The organism is Anaerotardibacter muris, from assembly GCF_943192915.1.
GTDB lineage: Bacteria > Actinomycetota > Coriobacteriia > Coriobacteriales > Eggerthellaceae > Anaerotardibacter > Anaerotardibacter muris.
Genome location: NZ_CALPCD010000005.1, coordinates 80128 through 98420, shown reverse-complemented (window position 1 = coordinate 98420; position 18293 = coordinate 80128). Strand labels below are relative to the sequence as shown.

At 54.0% G+C, this 18293-nt stretch carries 14 protein-coding genes and 1 tRNA gene; 14 read left to right on the top strand and 1 reads right to left on the bottom strand.

Annotation, left to right across the window (positions count from 1 at the left end; translation table 11 throughout):
• Positions 1–142: 142 nt before the first annotated feature.
• Positions 143–1858 (bottom strand): hypothetical protein, encoded by a 1716-nt coding sequence (locus NFR25_RS05510; RefSeq protein WP_251198250.1) that lies wholly within the window; start codon positions 1856–1858, stop codon positions 143–145.
• A gap of 436 nt (positions 1859–2294) precedes the next feature.
• Here NFR25_RS05510 and rpsF point away from each other — a divergent pair, with 436 nt between their 5' ends.
• From rpsF to NFR25_RS05440, 14 genes are all read left to right on the top strand, one after another.
• Positions 2295–2588 carry a 30S ribosomal protein S6 gene (gene rpsF / locus NFR25_RS05505; RefSeq protein WP_251198249.1) on the top strand — a complete coding sequence of 98 codons (294 nt, stop codon included), beginning with the start codon at positions 2295–2297 and terminating at the stop codon, positions 2586–2588.
• Between the two features lie 101 nt (positions 2589–2689).
• Positions 2690–3160, top strand: a complete 471-nt coding sequence (locus tag NFR25_RS05500) for a single-stranded DNA-binding protein (protein WP_251198248.1) — start codon at positions 2690–2692, stop codon at positions 3158–3160.
• A gap of 22 nt (positions 3161–3182) precedes the next feature.
• Positions 3183–3443 carry a 30S ribosomal protein S18 gene (rpsR, locus tag NFR25_RS05495; protein ID WP_251198247.1) on the top strand — a complete coding sequence of 87 codons (261 nt, stop codon included), beginning with the start codon at positions 3183–3185 and terminating at the stop codon, positions 3441–3443.
• A gap of 12 nt (positions 3444–3455) precedes the next feature.
• On the top strand, positions 3456–4034 hold the full coding sequence (gene rplI, locus NFR25_RS05490; RefSeq protein WP_251198246.1) for a 50S ribosomal protein L9: 579 nt from the start codon (positions 3456–3458) through the stop codon (positions 4032–4034).
• Between the two features lie 112 nt (positions 4035–4146).
• Positions 4147–5535 (top strand): replicative DNA helicase, encoded by a 1389-nt coding sequence (gene dnaB / locus NFR25_RS05485; protein ID WP_251198245.1) that lies wholly within the window; start codon positions 4147–4149, stop codon positions 5533–5535.
• A gap of 159 nt (positions 5536–5694) precedes the next feature.
• Positions 5695–6951, top strand: coding sequence for a metallophosphoesterase family protein (locus NFR25_RS05480; RefSeq protein ID WP_251198244.1), 1257 nt, complete (start codon positions 5695–5697; stop codon positions 6949–6951).
• Positions 6952–6957: 6 nt separating this feature from the next.
• Positions 6958–9192 carry an ATP-binding protein gene (locus NFR25_RS05475; RefSeq protein ID WP_251198243.1) on the top strand — a complete coding sequence of 745 codons (2235 nt, stop codon included), beginning with the start codon at positions 6958–6960 and terminating at the stop codon, positions 9190–9192.
• 40 nt (positions 9193–9232) lie between these two features.
• Positions 9233–10522, top strand: a complete 1290-nt coding sequence (locus tag NFR25_RS05470) for an adenylosuccinate synthase (protein ID WP_251198242.1) — start codon at positions 9233–9235, stop codon at positions 10520–10522.
• A 67-nt stretch (positions 10523–10589) separates the two neighbouring features.
• Positions 10590–11888 (top strand): phosphoribosylamine--glycine ligase, encoded by a 1299-nt coding sequence (purD, locus tag NFR25_RS05465; RefSeq protein WP_251198241.1) that lies wholly within the window; start codon positions 10590–10592, stop codon positions 11886–11888.
• Between the two features lie 221 nt (positions 11889–12109).
• Positions 12110–13246 carry an acyl-CoA dehydrogenase family protein gene (locus NFR25_RS05460; protein WP_251198240.1) on the top strand — a complete coding sequence of 379 codons (1137 nt, stop codon included), beginning with the start codon at positions 12110–12112 and terminating at the stop codon, positions 13244–13246.
• A gap of 12 nt (positions 13247–13258) precedes the next feature.
• Positions 13259–14077, top strand: a complete 819-nt coding sequence (locus NFR25_RS05455; protein WP_251198239.1) for an electron transfer flavoprotein subunit beta/FixA family protein — start codon at positions 13259–13261, stop codon at positions 14075–14077.
• Between the two features lie 20 nt (positions 14078–14097).
• Positions 14098–15093, top strand: a complete 996-nt coding sequence (locus NFR25_RS05450) for an electron transfer flavoprotein subunit alpha/FixB family protein (protein WP_251198238.1) — start codon at positions 14098–14100, stop codon at positions 15091–15093.
• A 331-nt stretch (positions 15094–15424) separates the two neighbouring features.
• A tRNA-Phe gene (locus tag NFR25_RS05445) sits at positions 15425–15500 on the top strand.
• Between the two features lie 583 nt (positions 15501–16083).
• Positions 16084–18282: a hypothetical protein gene (locus NFR25_RS05440; protein WP_251198237.1), complete on the top strand. Its 2199-nt coding sequence runs from the start codon at positions 16084–16086 to the stop codon at positions 18280–18282.
• Positions 18283–18293: the final 11 nt, after the last annotated feature.

Here is an 18293-nt window from a genome sequence, read left to right as displayed (position 1 = left end):
CGAACGCTGCGGCAACCAAGGCAACCACAGCAAGCACGAACAACTACAGCAATCAAAACAATCGCAGCAACGAAAAAGGCCACTGTTCCCAGTGGCCTTTTCATGTTCAGAATGAAGCGCCCGCAAGCGCCTGTTGCATGGTCTATGCGCGATACAGGTCGATGCGTGTTGCTTTCCAGACCTGCTTGACCGACTTCTCCATCTCACTACGAAGTACCACGTTCACGGTCTTGCCAGTGTTGTCTTCGATCATGGAAACGAACAGATCGGCGTACTTGGACTTGAATTTGTCAGCTTTCACGCACAGGTCGATGGTGTCCTGCTCGATGGCGCCACCCGTGGCAGCATTACCGAAGAGCCAGACCTTTTCGATCATTGGGAACTGTTGAGCCACCAAGCTGACCGCGTCTTCAAGATCGGTAAGCGCCAGTGGTTCCACGTAGACAGCCTCTTCGATATCAAGCTCGTCTTCATCAGAGCCCTCCGAAACAGCAGAGCCAACGGACAGGTCCAAGTTCGCAGCCTCATCGTGCGAATAGGAGTCCATGCCTTCAGTGGAATAGGCTGAATAGAACGTGTCTTCAACTTCGACCACTTCATCAGAATCGTTGAAATCTCTTTCGTCCTCTACCTCATCTAGTTCATCGGCCTCATCATCTTCGACCTCAACGGCATCGGAAGTGGAGAAGAAACTGAAGGTCGGAACATCCACCTCGTCCTCTTCATCATCCATGTCCTCGGGGTCGATCTCTTCATCAGAAGCATCGAATTCATCAAGTTCTTCTTCGAACTCATCATCATCTTCGAAGCTAGAGTCGTCTTCGACTTCAGAAACGTTCTCGAAGACCGCATCAGAGCTGCTGAGATCGTCAACTTCCTCTTCAGCTTCGTCCTCGTCCGTTTCTTCTTCGTCTTCATCATCAGAACTGGAGAAATAACTCGAAGAAACGAAGGGATTGGGGCTGGTCTCAACGACCACTTCCTCTTCAACGGTCTCTTCTACAACTTCTTCGGTGTCGGTCTCTTCGATGAGCGCATCAGAATCGCTGAAATCTTCTTCAGCTTCTTCCTCGGCGGCAGCTGCGGTCTCTTCATAGTAGTTGGAAAGCGTTTCCATGGGCTCTTCTTCAACATCGACCTCGTCCTCATCCTCAGACTCGATCGCTGCTGCAGGCTGATAGTTAGGAGAAAAGACGTTGCTCACTGGAGCAGAAGCTACGGGGGCAACTTCCTCGACGGGCATTTCATCAGGGGAAGCAACGGCATCGGAAGCATCGAACAGTGCTGCGGTTTCGTCCTCTGCACCTTCGGCGAAGCTGGGCTCGGTAGCCGCCTCGGTCTTCTCAACCTCTACAGCACCTTCGTACACAGCATCAGAGGTCGAATAATCCTCATCAGCTTCCGCTTCGGCTTTCTCTGCATCGGTCAGGGGTGCAACTTCGCGAACGTTGCCCTCGTAAACAGCATCTGACGTGGTGAATTCTTCTTCAGCCTCTTCTTCGGCTTCCTCTTCAGAAGTGAGCGAAACGGGCACCATCGTGTCTTCTTCGACCGCAGCAGTTGCCGTGCTAGAGGTTGAACTAGGAGCTGCAGCAGAAGCAGGCATGTTCGCACCGCCAGACATCAACATGGCCTTGATGTCGGCCAGTTCAGCTTGGATGCTCTGGAGCAGCGCTTCATCCGCGCTGGGTTCGTTAGCTTTTTCGTCAGAGATCTCGAGACCCGTCTGCAGATAGTGAACGAATGCTTCGGTACGAGAGATGCTCTCGCGTTCCGCATGCGCATCGATGCTCTCCAGCAGATAGGTGGGGAGTCTGAGCGAGACGTGTGTTTTGGCTGTGGAGTTGTTTGAAGCCATAATTTCCCTTTGAGATATCGAATTTACCTGAAATTTGAACGCACACTATTATAAAGGTTCGCGCACGGCTCACCTTGTAAAAAGTCGAAATGGGAAAAGGTTATTCGGCGCAAGGAACACACTGTGAACACAGCGCAGATGAAGCGCGGCAAAATCTCAGAAAAACGTAAGTAAGACATGAGAAAAAGTTCAAATTCCTTTAAGGTCTTGCGCGTAAAGTAAGCGAAGGAACAACCCTGCTTGGCCGATTCTGACATCTCCAGGTCCATAGTCCTTCCAGGTGACGCAGGGTTGTTCGCCAAGTTTGTGTGGAATCGCGGGGTAAACGGATAGTGCGGTTTGTCACAGGAACAGCTATTTGTTACGATTGTTCGGCTATTCCTGTTTCGGGCTGGCCTTCATGTCCCGAAACCGTAAGTCCAGAGGAGGTGACCAGATGAAGGCTTATGAACTTTTGTTTTTTGTAGCCCCGTCAATCGACGAAGAATCTCGTGCAGCTGTTATGAAGCGTATCGAAACCACCATCACTAACGATAAAGGTGAGATCGATAACGTTGACAACTGGGGTAAGCGCAAGCTCGCTTACGAAGTTAACGGCTTGACCGACGGTGATTACACCCTTATTGATTTCCATGCAAATCCTGACAGCATCGCAGAGTTGGATCGTGTCCTGCGCATCACCGACGCTGTTGAGCGTTTCATGATCGTCAAGCGCACCGATCGCGATTAATTGGCGGAAACGACCGGCTCTTCGCCTGGCGCAAGAGCCATCAAGTAAGAGGAAATCAAAGGCAAATGGGGAATCGATTTGCCCGTTGAAAGAGGTATCAAATGAGCATCAATAGAGTAATCATCAGCGGTAACCTGACGCGCGACCCTGAATTGCGCTCCACTGCCAGCGGCATGCCCGTGCTTGGCTTTGGCGTTGCCGTGAACGACCGTCGTCGCAATCAGCAGACGGGTGAATGGGAAGACTACCCGAACTTTATTGATTGCACCATGTTCGGCGCACGTGCCGAAAGCGTTTCTCGCTTCCTGTCCAAGGGCAGCAAGGTGGCCATCGAAGGTAAGCTTCGTTGGAGCCAGTGGGAACGCGATGGCCAGAAGCGTTCGAAGATCGAAGTGATCGTTGACGAGATCGAATTCCTTACGGCTCGCAACGATGGTGGCGCACGCCCCGCAGCTCCGATGGCGGCTCCCGCCGCAGCACCAGCTGCAATGCCGGCGGCGGCTCCCGCGCCTGCTCCAGTGGCTACGCCCGTGGTCGATGCTTCTGTCTACGACGAAGATATCCCCTTCTGATCACTAACGAAAGAGGTTAATAATGGCCGAATATAATAAGCAGCCTCGTCGTAAGTTCTGCCAGTTCTGCAAGGATAAGGCAGACTTCATCGACTACAAAGACACTCAGATGCTGCGCAAATATGTAACCGATCGTGGGAAGATCAAGCCTCGTCGCGTGACGGGCGCTTGCACCCAGCACCAGCGCGATATTGCTAACGCAGTGAAGCGTGCTCGCGAAATGGCTCTCATGCCTTACGCCGTGCCCGCTGTCAGTGGCCGCAGCAATCGTCGCGATCGCTAAAAGGAGGCTAACATGAAGGTCATCCTTTTATCTGAACTCAAGGGCAAGGGCGGCGAAGGCGACATCATCGATGTTGCTGACGGCTTTGCTAACAATTACCTGTTCCCTCAGAAGATCGCGGTTCCTGCAACCAAGGGCAATCTGAAGCAGCTCGAGCAGCGCAAGCACAATATCGCAACTCGTGAGGCTACCCGCATCGAGGAAGCAGAAGCACTCAAGGCTGCGCTCGACGCGCTCACCGTCCAGGTCGAAGCTCGCGTTGGCGAAGAAGGTGTGCTCTTCGGTTCTGTCACTGCTGCGATGATCGCAGATGCGCTCATGGAAGCAGAAGGCATCGAGATCGATCGTCGCCGAATCGACCTGAAGAACCCTATCAAGGTCGCAGGCAACCACGAAGTTGTTGTGTCGATCTATCGCGACATCAAGTCCAACCTTTCTATCGTTGTTGGCAATGATGAAACCTTCAATGGCACTGAAGCGGCTGCCGAAGCTGAAGCTGTTGCCGAAGACGAGTTCTCTGGCTCCGATGCTGTTGCGGAGGAAACTCCTGCTGAAACAGCCGTTGAAGTCGAGGTCGAAGACGCTGAATAAAGCGCCTGCCTTTATAGGCAAAACCATAGCAAGCTGGTAGACTGTTTACCCCAGCTTGTTGATCGAACTTCCCGATGCCCTCTGGGTGTCGGGAAGATTTTTAAGGAATGCTATGCCAGCCAATGTTGCAACAGACCAGATGAACGCTACGGCGCCATCCCAGAAAGGCCGCAACCTACCTCAGAACATCGAGGCAGAACAGACGGTCTTGGCTGCATGCTTGCTTTCTGCGGGCGTGTTCGAAGAAGTATTGCTCAGGCTGAACCCTGACGATTTCTTCCGCCCTGCGCATCGCATCATCTTCGAGACCATGCGCGACATGAACGCGCGCTCCATCCCTATCGATACTGTTTCGGTCGCGGACAATCTTCGCGCTGCTTCTCAACTAGAAGCGATCGGCGGGGAAGCGTACCTGCTCGACCTTGCTGCGAACACCTTCGCTCTTACCAGTTGGCAGCATCACAGCGACATCGTACATCGCGACTCGATGCGTCGTCAGCTGCTGTTGGCTTCTGCTAATATCGCATCGCTTGCCTACGACTCTCCGGTCGATGGCAAGGAACTTATCTCTCAGGCAGAAGCATCCCTGTTCAACGTGACCGAAAAAGAGGTCAATGCTTCATTCAGGAGTATCAAAGAGCTCATCATCGAAGCGAACGATCAGATCGCCGAGATGGCGAACCGTGGGGAAGCCCTTCAGGGCGCGCCGACTGGCTTCAAGGATGTAGACAAGCTCTTCAATGGATTGCGTGGTGGCCAGCTTCTTATCTTGGCGGCTCGTCCTGGTGTGGGCAAGTCTTCCTTCGCTATGAACCTAGCCGTGAATGCAGCGAAGATGAAATCGACCGTGGCATTCTTCAGTCTGGAAATGGCATCGATCGAGATCATCAAGCGCCTGCTCTCTTCAGAGGCGGGTGTCGAACTGTCCATGTTGAACAACGGTCGTATCAACGACAACGCATGGGCGCCGCTCTTCGATGCCTCTGAGACTTTGAGCAACATCGACCTGTATATCGACGATTCGCCAGGCCTTTCGCTTGTCGAGCTGCGCACCAAGGCGCGCCGCATCATGCGTGATGTCGACAATGGCCTCATCATCGTTGACTATCTTCAGCTCATGAATCCCGTGATCCCGCATCCCAACAATCGCGCCCAAGAAGTTGCTGAGATCTCTCGTGGTCTTAAGATGCTCGCTAAGGAATTGAATGTGCCCATCCTGGCGCTCGCGCAGCTTTCTCGTGCGGTCGAAACGCGCACCGATAAGCGACCAATGCTTTCTGACCTGCGCGAATCAGGCTCTATCGAGCAAGACGCAGACATCGTCATGTTCATCGACCGTTCGCTCAACGAAGCTGAAGCCGAATCCGACAGACGCCCTGACTGGGGTACGGCTGATCTGCTGGTTGCCAAGCATCGAAATGGACCAACGCGCGACATCAAGCTTACGTGGGTTCCTGAACGCACCAAATTCATGGATCATTTCGACGACTCCGAATACTAACCAATGGGGACGGGTTCAATTCTGTCCCGGACAAAATGAGGACAGGTTCACGGCCGCTATTAGTGGACAAAAAGGGCTACGCCCCCAATTTGTCTACTGCAGTCTTGCTGCTTGCGGGACAACACTCCAAGCATGTTCCCCTTTTGGTAAACTCGAACCATGGCGAAATCGACGACATTCATCCATGCATCTGACTTGCATCTTGGCGCCGCTTTTAGAGGCGTGCGCGATCTTTCGCCTGTGTGGGCCGATCGCATGCTCAAGTCCATTCCTGATGCCTATCGCCAATTCATCGACTACGCGCTTACCGAGTCGATCGATTTCGTGATCATCTCGGGTGATGTGTTCGACAGCTCGCATCCTTCCTATGCGGACTTTTGCCTGTTCTGCGATGGACTTGCCAAGCTCGGTGAAGCGAACATCCCTGTTTACTATTGCACGGGCAACCATGACCCCTTCACCATGTGGATCCACGACTATGGCGATCTGCCCGACAACGTTTTCATGTTCGATCCCAACGAAGCCAGCTTCTTCGTGTTCGAAAAGGATGGCGAACCGTTGGTGGTGCTGGGTGGCCGAAGCTATTACAACCAAACCTGGCCAGCAGGCCAAGATATCTCCGAAGGTATTTCACGTGAAACAGCCCTGCGCGAATCTCCTGATGCGCCGTTTTGCGTAGGCGTGATACATACTGGTTTGGACATCGATCCTACGCGCAGCCCAGTGAAGCCAAAAGAGCTGCTCAAGCGCCATATGGATTACTGGGCATGCGGCCATATCCACCATGTTGAGCTGGTCCCCGAACGCGATCCTTCCATCGCATTCGCGGGCTGCATTCAGGGTCGCGATATCCATGAGACGGGGCCCCATGGCGTGCTGAAGGTAACGCTGCGCCAGAACATGCCCGCGGATATCACCTTCCTGCCAACAGCGCAGGTGGTGTGGGAGCGCATCGAAGTTGACGTAGCATCTTGCACGACCATCTCTGACATTCAGGAAGCTATAACCACCCAACAGTTCGAACGCAATGCCGACTCTCAGTGTCAGAACATGCTCTGTCGCATCACGCTTACCGGCGCAACACCACTTCACCGAGAACTGAGTACGCGCGTGCTCGAAGATCTTCGCTTGGTGATCAACGACCGTTATCCATTCTTCTTCATCGATGCCATCGTGAACGATACGCGTGCGCAACTTGATCGCAAAGCGCTCGAAAAAGAGGGCCTGTTCCCAGCTGTGTATCTTTCGACCATGGCGCACCTGGCCAATGACAAGACCGAAGGCCTTACCTATATTGAGCAGCAATTCGCCGATCGCGACCTGCCCGTTCCGCATTTTCAACGCCATTTTGAAGAGCTGTGCTCTCAGGCTGAAACGCTGGTGTTAGACCTGTTGAACGAAAAGACCAATAAGTAGGGCACCATGGCGAAGAGCACGAACAAGCAAGATCAGCCCAAGAAGCAATCCAAGCAGCGCTATTTCGGCAGCGCTTATTTGGAATATGTGAAGCTCACGAACTTCGGCAAGTTCGCGAACCTGATCGTGGGTCCTTTCAAACCAGGGCTTAACGTTGTCTATGGCCCCAACGAAGCAGGCAAGACCACCGTGAGCGAGCTGATCAAGGGTGTCATGTTCGGTTGGCTTCCCGCGCGCAAGGGCGTGAACAGCTACAAGCCCGAAAACACCGATCGTATCGGCAGTCTTTTCTTCAAGGATGTGCGCAGTGGCGATGTCGAAGAACTGAAGCGCGTGAAGAATGCTGAAGGCGTGAGTGATGCGCTTCATGTGCTGGACGACATCGACAAAGAGACTTACGAAACGATGTTCGCACTGAACAGCGACGAACTGCTCAATCTTGACCGCCACAACGAAGTGACCGCGCGCTTGCTCACGGCGGGTTCGGGCACGGCATCATCCCCGGCTCTCGTGCTAGGCGAGATCCAGAATCGTCTACGCGAATCGCTGTCGCGTTCGGCCCAAAATCCCGATTCCATCACGCTGCTTCGTGAAGAGCAGGCCAAGGACAAGGCTGAAGTCCAGGTGTTGCTGGATGAAGCAGAGGGTTTCCGCGAGCAGGAGCATCGTCAAGAATCGCTGCTTGCGCGCAAAGAGGCTTTGACAGAAGCGCAAAGCAATCTCAATTCCGAGATAGAAGAGCTGAAGAGCAACCGCGCGCGCCTTGAGAGCATCGATGAATCCACCGAACAGAACACAGCGCTGCTCGAAGATACGCGGGCCACCCAGGAGCAGATGGCGGCAACCACCACTGAAGAAGCCAGTAGCGAGATCCTGCGCTTGAGCAAGCTTTCGGCTTCTGAGGAATACCAGCTCAAAGCCGCCCTTGATGACCTGGACGAAGAGCGCATGAAGCGCGAGCACGCCTACGACAACGCTAAGCGCGATGCTAACAAATCGAAGGCTTCCTACGACACCTTCATCAATGATCACGACTATCATACCGAGCAGGATCGCGCGAAGAATCAGCGCCGTATCCGTATCGTGGTGGCACTGGTCATCATGGTTGCTTTGGGAGTCGTTGGCCTGTGGCTCTTCAGTCACGGTCGAGCGGCTGGGTCGCTCAGTTATTCTGCCTTCGGTCTGGTGCTTTGCTTGGGTGCCCTCTTAGTTGCTGCTGCTGGCATCGTGGCTAACATCCATCCTTCGAAAGTTGAGGAAGCCTTCGAAGAGAAGCGTCGCAATCATGAGTGGATCAAGCAGCAAGACGCGCAGCATCTTGCCTTAGCCCAGCAGGAACTTGATGAACATCACGAAAAGACCAAGCGCTACCTGGATACCCACGGTCTTGTCTCTGCAGAAGGGTCCATCCGTCAGGCACGCCACCTGCTCGATCTTGCTCACGACCTGCGCAACAATGAAGAGGTGACGCAGCAGAACCTCCAGGCGCTCACTCTGCAGCGTGCTTCGCTCGAGTCGCTGTTGGCTAACTTGGCAGACCAGCGCCGCGAGCTTTGTCTGGCCATGAACCTCGATCCGCGCGCACCGCTTTCCGATCTTGACCAACTGATCGCGCGCAAAGACGAAGAGCGCGCCAAGACCATGCAGCTCATTTCGGAGACCAATCGCCAGCTGGGCGAGATATCCGCCGAACTTTCTCGTGCTCGTCATGCCACTGCCTTCGATGAAGCGAAACAGCGCAAAGAGATCGTGGACGCACGCTTGCAAGAACAGTATTGGGAGCTTGCAAAGCTGTTGTTGGCTGAACGCACGCTTGAAGTGGCCATCGCTGAATGGGAGCGCAAGAGCCAGCCCGAGGTCTACCAACAGGCATCGCGCCTCTTCGCCCAGATGACCAAGGGAGCCTGGCAGACCGTGCGCATGAATGCCGAAGGCGAGATCGAAGTGCTCGATAGCGTGAAGACCGCCACCCCACCGCAACTTCTTTCGCTCGGTACGCGTCAGCAGCTCTATCTGGCTCTGCGTGTTGCGCTGCTGATGACAGCCGAGAACGTGGGTCATTCGTTGCCCATACTTTGTGACGATATCCTGGTCAATTTCGACGATGATCGTCGCCGCGAAGCCGTGAAGGTGCTCATCGAACTTTCCCAGTATCGACAGGTGATTCTGTTCACCTGTCATCCCAGTGTCGCTGCCCTTGTCCGCGAATACGATTGCTCCTGTAACCTACTGGAACTGTGATATATTTTCTAGGTAGCTTGAACTGTCGAAAGGACGAACCATGCCAAGCACTGTGCTCCTTGGCGCCCAATGGGGCGACGAAGGCAAGGGCAAAATCACCGACTTGATCGCAAACGATTATGACTACGTCGTACGCTACCAAGGAGGGAACAACGCAGGGCATACGGTCATCGCTGGCAGCGTCAAGCTTGCACTTCACCTTATTCCATCAGGAGTTATGTACGAAAACGTCACACCTGTGATCGGAAATGGTTGCGTCATCGACCCGCGCGTGCTCATCGAAGAGATGGGCACCATCAATGAAGCGGGATTCTCCACGGATAACATGGTGGTCTCTTGCGATGCGCACGTCATCATGCCTTATCATATCGAGCTCGATGGCGCGAATGAGCAGAAGCTCGGTGCGAAGAATATCGGCACCACCAAGCGCGGCATCGGCCCAGCTTACGAAGATAAAGTAGCACGCCGCGGCATTCGCATCCAGGACCTTATGAGCGAGCATGTCTTCCGCGAGAAGGTTGGCGAAGTGCTCGAATACAAGAACCAGATCCTTTCGAAGGTCTACGGTCTGCCAACCTATACGGTCGATCAGATCTGCGAGGCATATCTGCCATTGGCTGAGGCCATCCGTCCTCACGTGAAAGAAACAACGCACCTGCTCAACGCCGCACTTGCACAAGGTAAGAGCGTGCTCTTCGAAGGTGCTCAGGGCACCATGCTCGATATCGATCACGGCACCTATCCTTTCGTTACGTCGTCTTCGTGCTGCGCAGGTGGCGCTCCCATCGGCACGGGCGTTGGCCCCAAGGCCATCGATCGTGTGCTTGGTATCGCGAAGGCTTACATCACACGCGTCGGCTCTGGTCCGTTTCCGACCGAGCTGTTCGACGAAGTGGGCGAAGCGCTCTGCGAAGTTGGTGGCGAATACGGCGTAACTACCGGGCGCAAGCGTCGTTGCGGTTGGTTCGATGCAGTGGTCGGACGCTATGCGGCCCAGGTCAACTCCATGACCGATATGGCGCTCACCAAGCTTGACGTGCTCTCGTGCGTTCCGCGCATCAAGGTGTGCGTGGCTTACGAGATCGATGGCCAGCGTTACGACTATTTCCCCATGGATCAGGAGCTCATTTGCTCGGCGAACCTCAAGCCCATCTATGAGGAATTGCCTGGTTGGGAAGGCATCGATATCTCTACCTGCAAGCATTTCGAGGACTTGCCTCAAAATGCACGATCCTACGTGAAATATCTCGAGGAAGTTACGGGCGTTCCCGCTTCCATCATCGCGGTCGGCCCCGATCGCGATCAAACGATCTTCAACGGCTGGGAGTAGCGCGAGCGCTTCTGGCGAAACGAAAAGGGGAGTCCTTGCTCCCGTCATCATGCGTGAAAGGTCTTTCATGAACATCTTGGTTCTGGGTAGTGGCGGCAGAGAGCATGCGCTCACGTGGGCGCTTGCGAAGAGCCCGAAGTGCAGCGAGATCTATATCGCTCCTGGTAATGGCGGCACCGATTCTCTGGGCACCAACATCAAGTCGTTGAATATCGAAGACGGTGAAGCGGTGCTCGATTTCGCCCAGCGAAACGACGTCGACCTGGTAGTGATCGGCCCTGAAGCCCCGCTGGTCAAAGGCGTGGCCGATGTGTTGCGTGCGGCTGGCATCGCGGTGTTCGGCCCCGATGAGCAGGGTGCTCAGCTCGAAGGTTCGAAGACCTATAGCAAAGAGTTCATGGAAGCCAACGGTATCCCTACTGCGCGCTATAAGAGCTTCACGAACAGAGATGAAGCTCGTGCGTATTGCGAAGAGCTTGGCGCGCCGCTCGTGGTGAAGGCCGATGGTCTAGCAGCAGGCAAGGGCGTCATCATCGCTGAAACGCTCGATGCAGCACTAGGTGCGGTCGACGCGTGCTTCTCGGGTGAATTCGGTTCGGCTGGCAATACGGTGGTCGTCGAAGAGATGCTCACGGGTCCAGAATGTTCGCTGCTCGCGTTCGTTACGAATGGCAAAGCGTTTTGCATGGCCCCTGCTCAGGATCATAAACGAGCCTATGATGGCGACCTTGGCCCGAACACAGGTGGCATGGGTGTTTATTCGCCAGTGCCCATTGTCACCGAAGAAGAGATGGCCGAAATGGTCCGCATCATGGAGGTTGCAGCGGCTGCGACAGCCAAGGATCCTTTTGTGAATGACTATAGAGGCGTGCTCTATGGCGGCTTCATGCTCACCCCTGAAGGCCCGAAGGTCCTCGAATTCAATGCGCGCTTCGGCGATCCTGAAACGCAAGTTATCCTGCCACGCCTGAAGAGCGACCTGGTCGACGTGATGATGGCGGTCGCTGAAGGTCGCGACGGCGATATCTCGCTAGATTGGGCCGATGACTGGGCAGTGAGCGTAGTGCTCGCATCCGAGGGATACCCTGGCAGCTACGAAAAAGGCAAGGTCATCCTGGGTGTTCAGGATGCTGAAGAATTCGACGAAGGTAAGATCATCGTCTTCCATGCGGGCACGGGTCTGAATTCCGATGGCGAATTGATCACTGCTGGTGGTCGTGTTCTGAACGTGGTGGGCTTGGGTTCCACCTTCGATTCTGCCCGCCATCGTGCTTATGAAGCCGTGAAGCGCATCAACTTCGAAGGCAAGCAATTCCGCACCGACATTGGCAAGAAGGCCCAAGAAGGCCGCTCCGCCTGGAACTAACCCAAAACTTGGGGACGGGTTCATTTTTGTCCCGGACACTTTGGGGACAGGCCTCAGCCTGCCCTCGGGTCGACTCCAGGTCTCCTTCAGTCTATTCATCAACAAGGCACCCGTCTGACTTCCATCCATAGGCAAAAACATATGAATTATGAATAAATGATATGGTATAACCTATATATCGACTAAGAACGCCAAATTTGGCACGAATATAGGGAGCCAAGATGACGCTGCTATATACCAAAGAGCAGAAAGCGCTCATTTCGCTTGTGCATGACGTGGCAGAACAGGAACTGAAGCCCTACGTTGCTCAGGCCGACCGCGATGGCAAGTGCCCCGAAGAACTATACGAATTCGGATTCGATCTGGGTCTTCACCTGGTAGAAGTGCCCAAGGAATACGGCGGCACGGGCCTGGACTATGAGACCACCGCTATGATCTTCGAAGAGCTGGCGAAGATCGATGCAGGTTATGCCATCACCTTCGTCACCACGTTCGTGGCGCTGCGAAACGTTATCCTTGCTGGCACACCTGAACAAGCCCAATACTTCGCTGACGTAGTGAAACAACGGAAATTCGCCGCATTTGCGCTCACCGAACCCAATGCTGGCTCCGACGTTGCCGGCATGCGCTCGACCGCTACCAAGGTAGACGGCGGCTACGTGTTGAACTCAACGAAGACCTTCATCACCAACGGCGGTATCGCCTCGATCTACATCGTGTTCTGCAAGACCGATTTCGAAGCGGGCGCCCACGGCATCACCGCTTTCATCGTCGACCGCGACATGCCTGGCGTGCGTGTTGGAGCCGAGGAAGACAAGATGGGCCTGCGCCTTTCGAACACCACCGAGCTTCTTCTCGACGATGTTTTTGTTCCCGAAGATCGCGTGCTCGGCAAGGTGGGTGAGGGCATGAAACTTGCCCTGAACGCTTTGAATCTCTCACGCGCGTTCGTGTGCACCATGGGCGTTGGCATCATGCAGCGCGCATTGGATGAAGCGCTCGCTTACGCCACGGAACGCAAGCAATTCGGCAAGCCGCTCGCTAGCTTCCAGCTGGTGCAAGGCCTCCTGGCCGACATGGCCATCAAGACTGAAGCCGCCCGCTGCGTAGTGAACAATACCATGCGCTTGATGGATGCAGGCAGCTTGGTGCAACTCGAGGGCGCCATCTGCAAGACATTCGTTACCGACTCCATGCAAGAAGTGGTCTCGAACGCAGTGCAGGTCATGGGCGGGTATGGCTACAGCCGCGAATACCCTGTTGAGAAGCTCATGCGCGATGCCAAGGTGTTCCAGATCTTCGAAGGCACCAACCAGATCCAGCGCACCACCATCGCAAAATTGCTGGCCAACGGATAAGGGAGAGCGATCATGAAAATTGCAGTCTGCATGAAACAGGTTCCCGACACCACCGAGATCAAGATCGACCCGGTGAAGAATACGCTCATCCGCAAAGGCGTACCCAGCATCATGAACCCATACGATCGCCACGCGCTTGAGATGGCGCTGCAGCTGAAGGACCGTCATGGCGCCGAAGTGGTGGCGCTCACCATGGGTCCAAGCCAGGCTATCGATATCCTGGAAGAAGCCTACGCGATGGGTGCCGACGAAGTCTATCTGATCACCGACCGCAAATTCGGTGGTTCCGACACCTTCGCCACCAGTTATATCTTGAGCGCCGCGCTCGATCATCTTGGTCCTTTCGACCTGGTACTGGGCGGCAAACAAGCCATCGATGGCGACACGGGCCAGACCATTTCATCGCTCGCGCAGCATATGGATTGTGCATGCATCAACCAAGTGCTCGACCTGCAGGTGGAATCTTCTCCTGCGGGTGCCACGAACAGTAATCCCACGGTAACGGTCAAACGCAAGACCGACGAAGGCGTTGAAGTGCTCGAAACCACGCTTCCGCTCGTGTGTACGGTGATGAAAGAGAGCAACAAGCCTCGTTACGCCAGCATCCAGAGCACGCTCGATGCACTCGAGCACGAGGCGCAGCAGATCTGCCTGGACGATCTAGCCGCGCTGCTCGATGAAAGCAAGATCGGCTTGAAAGGCTCGCCCACACGCGTGCAGAAATCATTCGTTCCCGAACGCTGCGCCGAAGGCGTATTCATCGAGGGAGCGCCTAAAGATCAGGCTCATGACCTGGTAGAACAACTTGTCGAAGCGAAGCTGCTCGTTTAATTCGGAAGGTGGAGCGCATCATGCAAGAAACGAACGACCATCGTGATATCTGGGTGTTCCTGGAGCAGTTCGATGGCCAACCCAAGCAGGTTGGCTGTGAGCTGCTGGGTCAGGCACGTCGTCTGGCAGACCAGATCGGCCAACAGGTAGGTGCGGTGATCATCTCCAACGAACCACAGGATGCTATCGATATGGCGCGCACGTATGGCGCCGACTATGCCTACGTTATCGAAGGTGCAGAGTACGCCCAATTCACCACCGACGCCTTCAGCGAAGCATTCGAGCATCTGTGCCAAGAACATAAGCCCGAGATCATCTTGGTCGGTGCTACAGCAAACGGCCGCGAATTGGCTTCGCATCTGGCGGTGGCGCTCGAGGCGGGTCTTACCGCGGACTGCACGTCGCTTACCATCGATCCTGAAACAGCAACCATGGCCTGGGAGCGCCCGGCATTCGGCGGCAATCTTTATGCGCGCATCTGCGCGAACACTCATCCGCAGATGGGTACGGTCCGCCCAGGCGCGATGCCTGTCCCTGATCCGCATCCTAACGAAAACATGCAGGTCATCCACGAGAAATTCCATCCAAGTCGCATGCGCGTGAAGGTGAAGGAATTCATCGAAGATCTGAAGGATCAAGGCGTTTCACTGCAAGATGCTGAAGTTATCGTGTCGGGTGGTCGCGGCATGAAAGGCCCCGAGAACTTCAAGATGCTCGAAAAGCTTGCAGAACTGCTCGGCGGTGCTGTGGGCTGTTCGCGTTCGGTAGTGGAAGAAGGCTGGCTGCCTGCGAGCAAGCAAGTCGGTCAGACCGGCTCGTCCGTTTCGCCACGCATCTATATCGCTTGCGGCATTTCGGGCGCGGTCCAGCACGTGGCAGGCATGGATCATTCCGATGCCATTGTGGCCATCAACCAAGATCCACATGCCCCTATCTTCGATGTGGCCGACTACTGCATCGTTGGCGATGTGTTCCAAGTGGTCCCTGCCTTGATCGAAGAGCTTTCTGCGCAATAGACAGATTCGAGACAAATTGGACAAATTGGGGGCAGCCCCCTTTTTGTCCACACCGCAGTTGCGAACAAAAGATGGGTCCTGAGGTGCCCGAGCCGTCCTATACGACGAGAAGTTTGCCCAAGCTCTGCTCGGGTACCTCAAGGCCCATCTTCTATCGAAGGCCGAACAAGAAGCGAGAACAGGAAATCTGAACACGAAGATCGAGCGAAGCGGTAGGGCGTTCACCGCGCATCTTGCCCCTACTTATGCGCTTTGCTTGACCATAAAAATGTTAGTGAGTACAATAACAACTCGCGTTACCGCATGAATCACGGTGAAACGCACGCCAAATGGTCGGATAGCTCAGTTGGTAGAGCAGCGGACTGAAAATCCGCGTGTCGAGGGTTCAAGTCCCCCTCCGACCACCATGAAACCAAAAGGCCCCCACTTCAGGGGGTCTTTTTTATATCGACACCTCCGACCAGTCTTCAAGCTCATCAGCTGGCGTTGTTTTACCATATCCGGCCCATGAAGCCAGCAGCGCGCCAATCTTATGTAGATACTGTTCATATTGCATGAATCCCCCGATAGAACTTAAAAAATTACCCCTGAACTCGAAAAAGCTCGCCAAATCATAGCGAACTCATAGCCGAAGATGCATAATGGAACATGGTAGATTGACAGAAGAATAGTCAACCAGGATTCGAATGCTTGTCTGAACTGGTGTTTTATGTTAAAATCGACCAACGTGTCGAATGCTGATGAAAAAACGTCACCTGCGGTTTTTCAGGCGAAGTACCAAGATGGCATTTCGAACAAGCAAGCGCACTGTTGGATGCTCCTTATATAGGTAGTGAAATATCTGTGAAGGAAGACAACAGAACAAGCGCGATCATTGCACTAAAGTGCCTGATGGTTGTACTATTCGATGTCCGATTGTTGTTAACGATTTTGCAGTTAGCAGCAATTGAAAGAAAGAAATAATGTTCGCGGTCCAATGAGGGGGATAATATGCGAGCACAAGTGAAGAGCAAAGCGAATGCGCTGATCGCTGCCATCATGGCGGCTATTTTCGCATTCAGCCTTTCTGGCGTGCCAGCTTCGGCTTTGGCAGAAGGTCCAGAAGGCGAAACGAAAACACCTTCAGTACGAGGTGTAGACTTCATGCAGCCTACTGCACAAGGCTGGGAAGTTATCAAGGTAGATAATCTGGGTGACCAGGAGATCTATGTTCAGGTCAAAAAGAACGGCAAACCGCTCAGCAACCCGATGAAGTACACGGCTGATATGAATTCTTTGAACGATGGCTCAGGCGTCCAGGTTGCCCAGATCGTTGCGGTTCAGATCATGGCCAATCAGAATGCAACGGGCGCACAGACCGCAGCCGACCTGCTTGGTCCCGATGTCGCTGATCGTGGAACCTATACGGTCGAGGTCACCGATGCGTTCATGCAGGGAAATACGCTCTTCAATGGTACGGTCTACCCCGTATATGCAAACATCACAGATGTTAATGGCAACATCGAAGATACCGTTTTGCTTGGCATTAGAACTACAGATTCCCCCGATCCTGCAACGCTAAAGAAGAATCTTGGTGTGGGCCAGAGCTACTATAAGCAGGCTGAAGGCCAAGCGAGCCCGACGAGCTACAGCTTGGTTAGCCGCAACGGCATCGATAATGAATTCGAATCAGGTGCATTCTACGTAACCTATGAGCAAAACAGCAGCAACACGGTCGAAGGCTCTATCAATTATGTGAACGCAGATACTGGCGAGGTCGTGAAGACTGAGAAGGTCAGCGGTATCGGCAAAGACGGCAAGACCGTCAGCATCATGAAGTCCTTCTCTGCAGTGGTGAAGGATGGCGACAAAGAGAAAGTCCAATCGTATCGCGTTATCTCTCGTCTTGCGGGTGAAAAGGTAACGCTCTCATATACCAATGCTTCTTATACGGTCCAGGTTGTCCCCCTCGATGAAAATACAACCTATCCCGTGACCATCAATTACAGGAGCATGGATGGCACGCTGCTTTGGAGCGACAATGTCGACGTTAAAGGTAAGGGCTATCGTTATACGCTGCCCAATACCTTCTCGATGAACAAGGGTTCCAAGGTCGATGCGGCTGACGGCGTTAACCTTTATCATCTCGAATATGTTCAGGGTGGTCAGGTTGTGAATCCAGGCGAACCTGCTGAAGGTGGCATCACTTCACAAGATGGCGTCTCTGTTGCGACTGCAAGCAACGATAACGGCACGATCATCAACCTTACGAACAACATGACCGATGACCAGTTCGTCCTTGATGAAAATGATCACCGCGTGATCAATGCGTACTATCAGAACCAGGACGCAGACAAGGAAGTTGAATTCACCCTCATCGAAGTAGATGGCGAAACGGGCGAGCAACTCACCACCATCACCGCTACGGTCGATCCGAACCATGTCTTTAGCTACACTCCTGAAAAGAAGGAGATCAACGGCAAGACCTATGTTCCATGGGCTGGCAACACCGAAGAGATCACGTACTCTTGGGAGAGTTTGGGCCAGAGCGTTGATCTGCTGCAGTATGTTTACTATGTCCCCGAAGACTATGTGCCAGGCGATGCCTATGGCGTTACCGTTCAGTATGTGAACGTCGCAAACGGCGCAGTCCTTCGTTCTGAGACAGTGAACATCGATCCCGAGATCACGAACTTCGTTGAGATCACGGGTCCGCAGAGCTTTACCCAGGACGGAAGCGAATACGTTCGTCTGGATGGCCAGGATACGGCTATTCGTCATGCGTTCCTTTCACCTAACCGCACCTACACTATTTACTACCGTGACGTCGATGATGTTATCAACGCGCAGACCATGATCGACCGCGTACAGATCATCGAAACAACCATCCCAGGTACGGGTGGCGGCTTGACTGCGGCCCCAACGGAAGTTGAAGACGCGGGTGATGGTCCTGATGTTGATGCGGGCGTAGGCGCTGGCGACGGTACGGTCGTTATCAATGACGACGATAATCCGCTGGCAAACCTTGATGGTCAGGATACGACCACTGAGCGTACTATCGCGGAAAATGAGAACCCCTTGGCGTCTGGTGTGACCCAGAACGGGTTCGCGATCGCAAGCTTCGCAATCGGAGCGATCGCACTGATCGGCATCGTGGCATACTTCTTGCTTCGTCGCCGTAAGCAAGCAACCGACAATCAGAACGCATAAGGGAGGTGGAT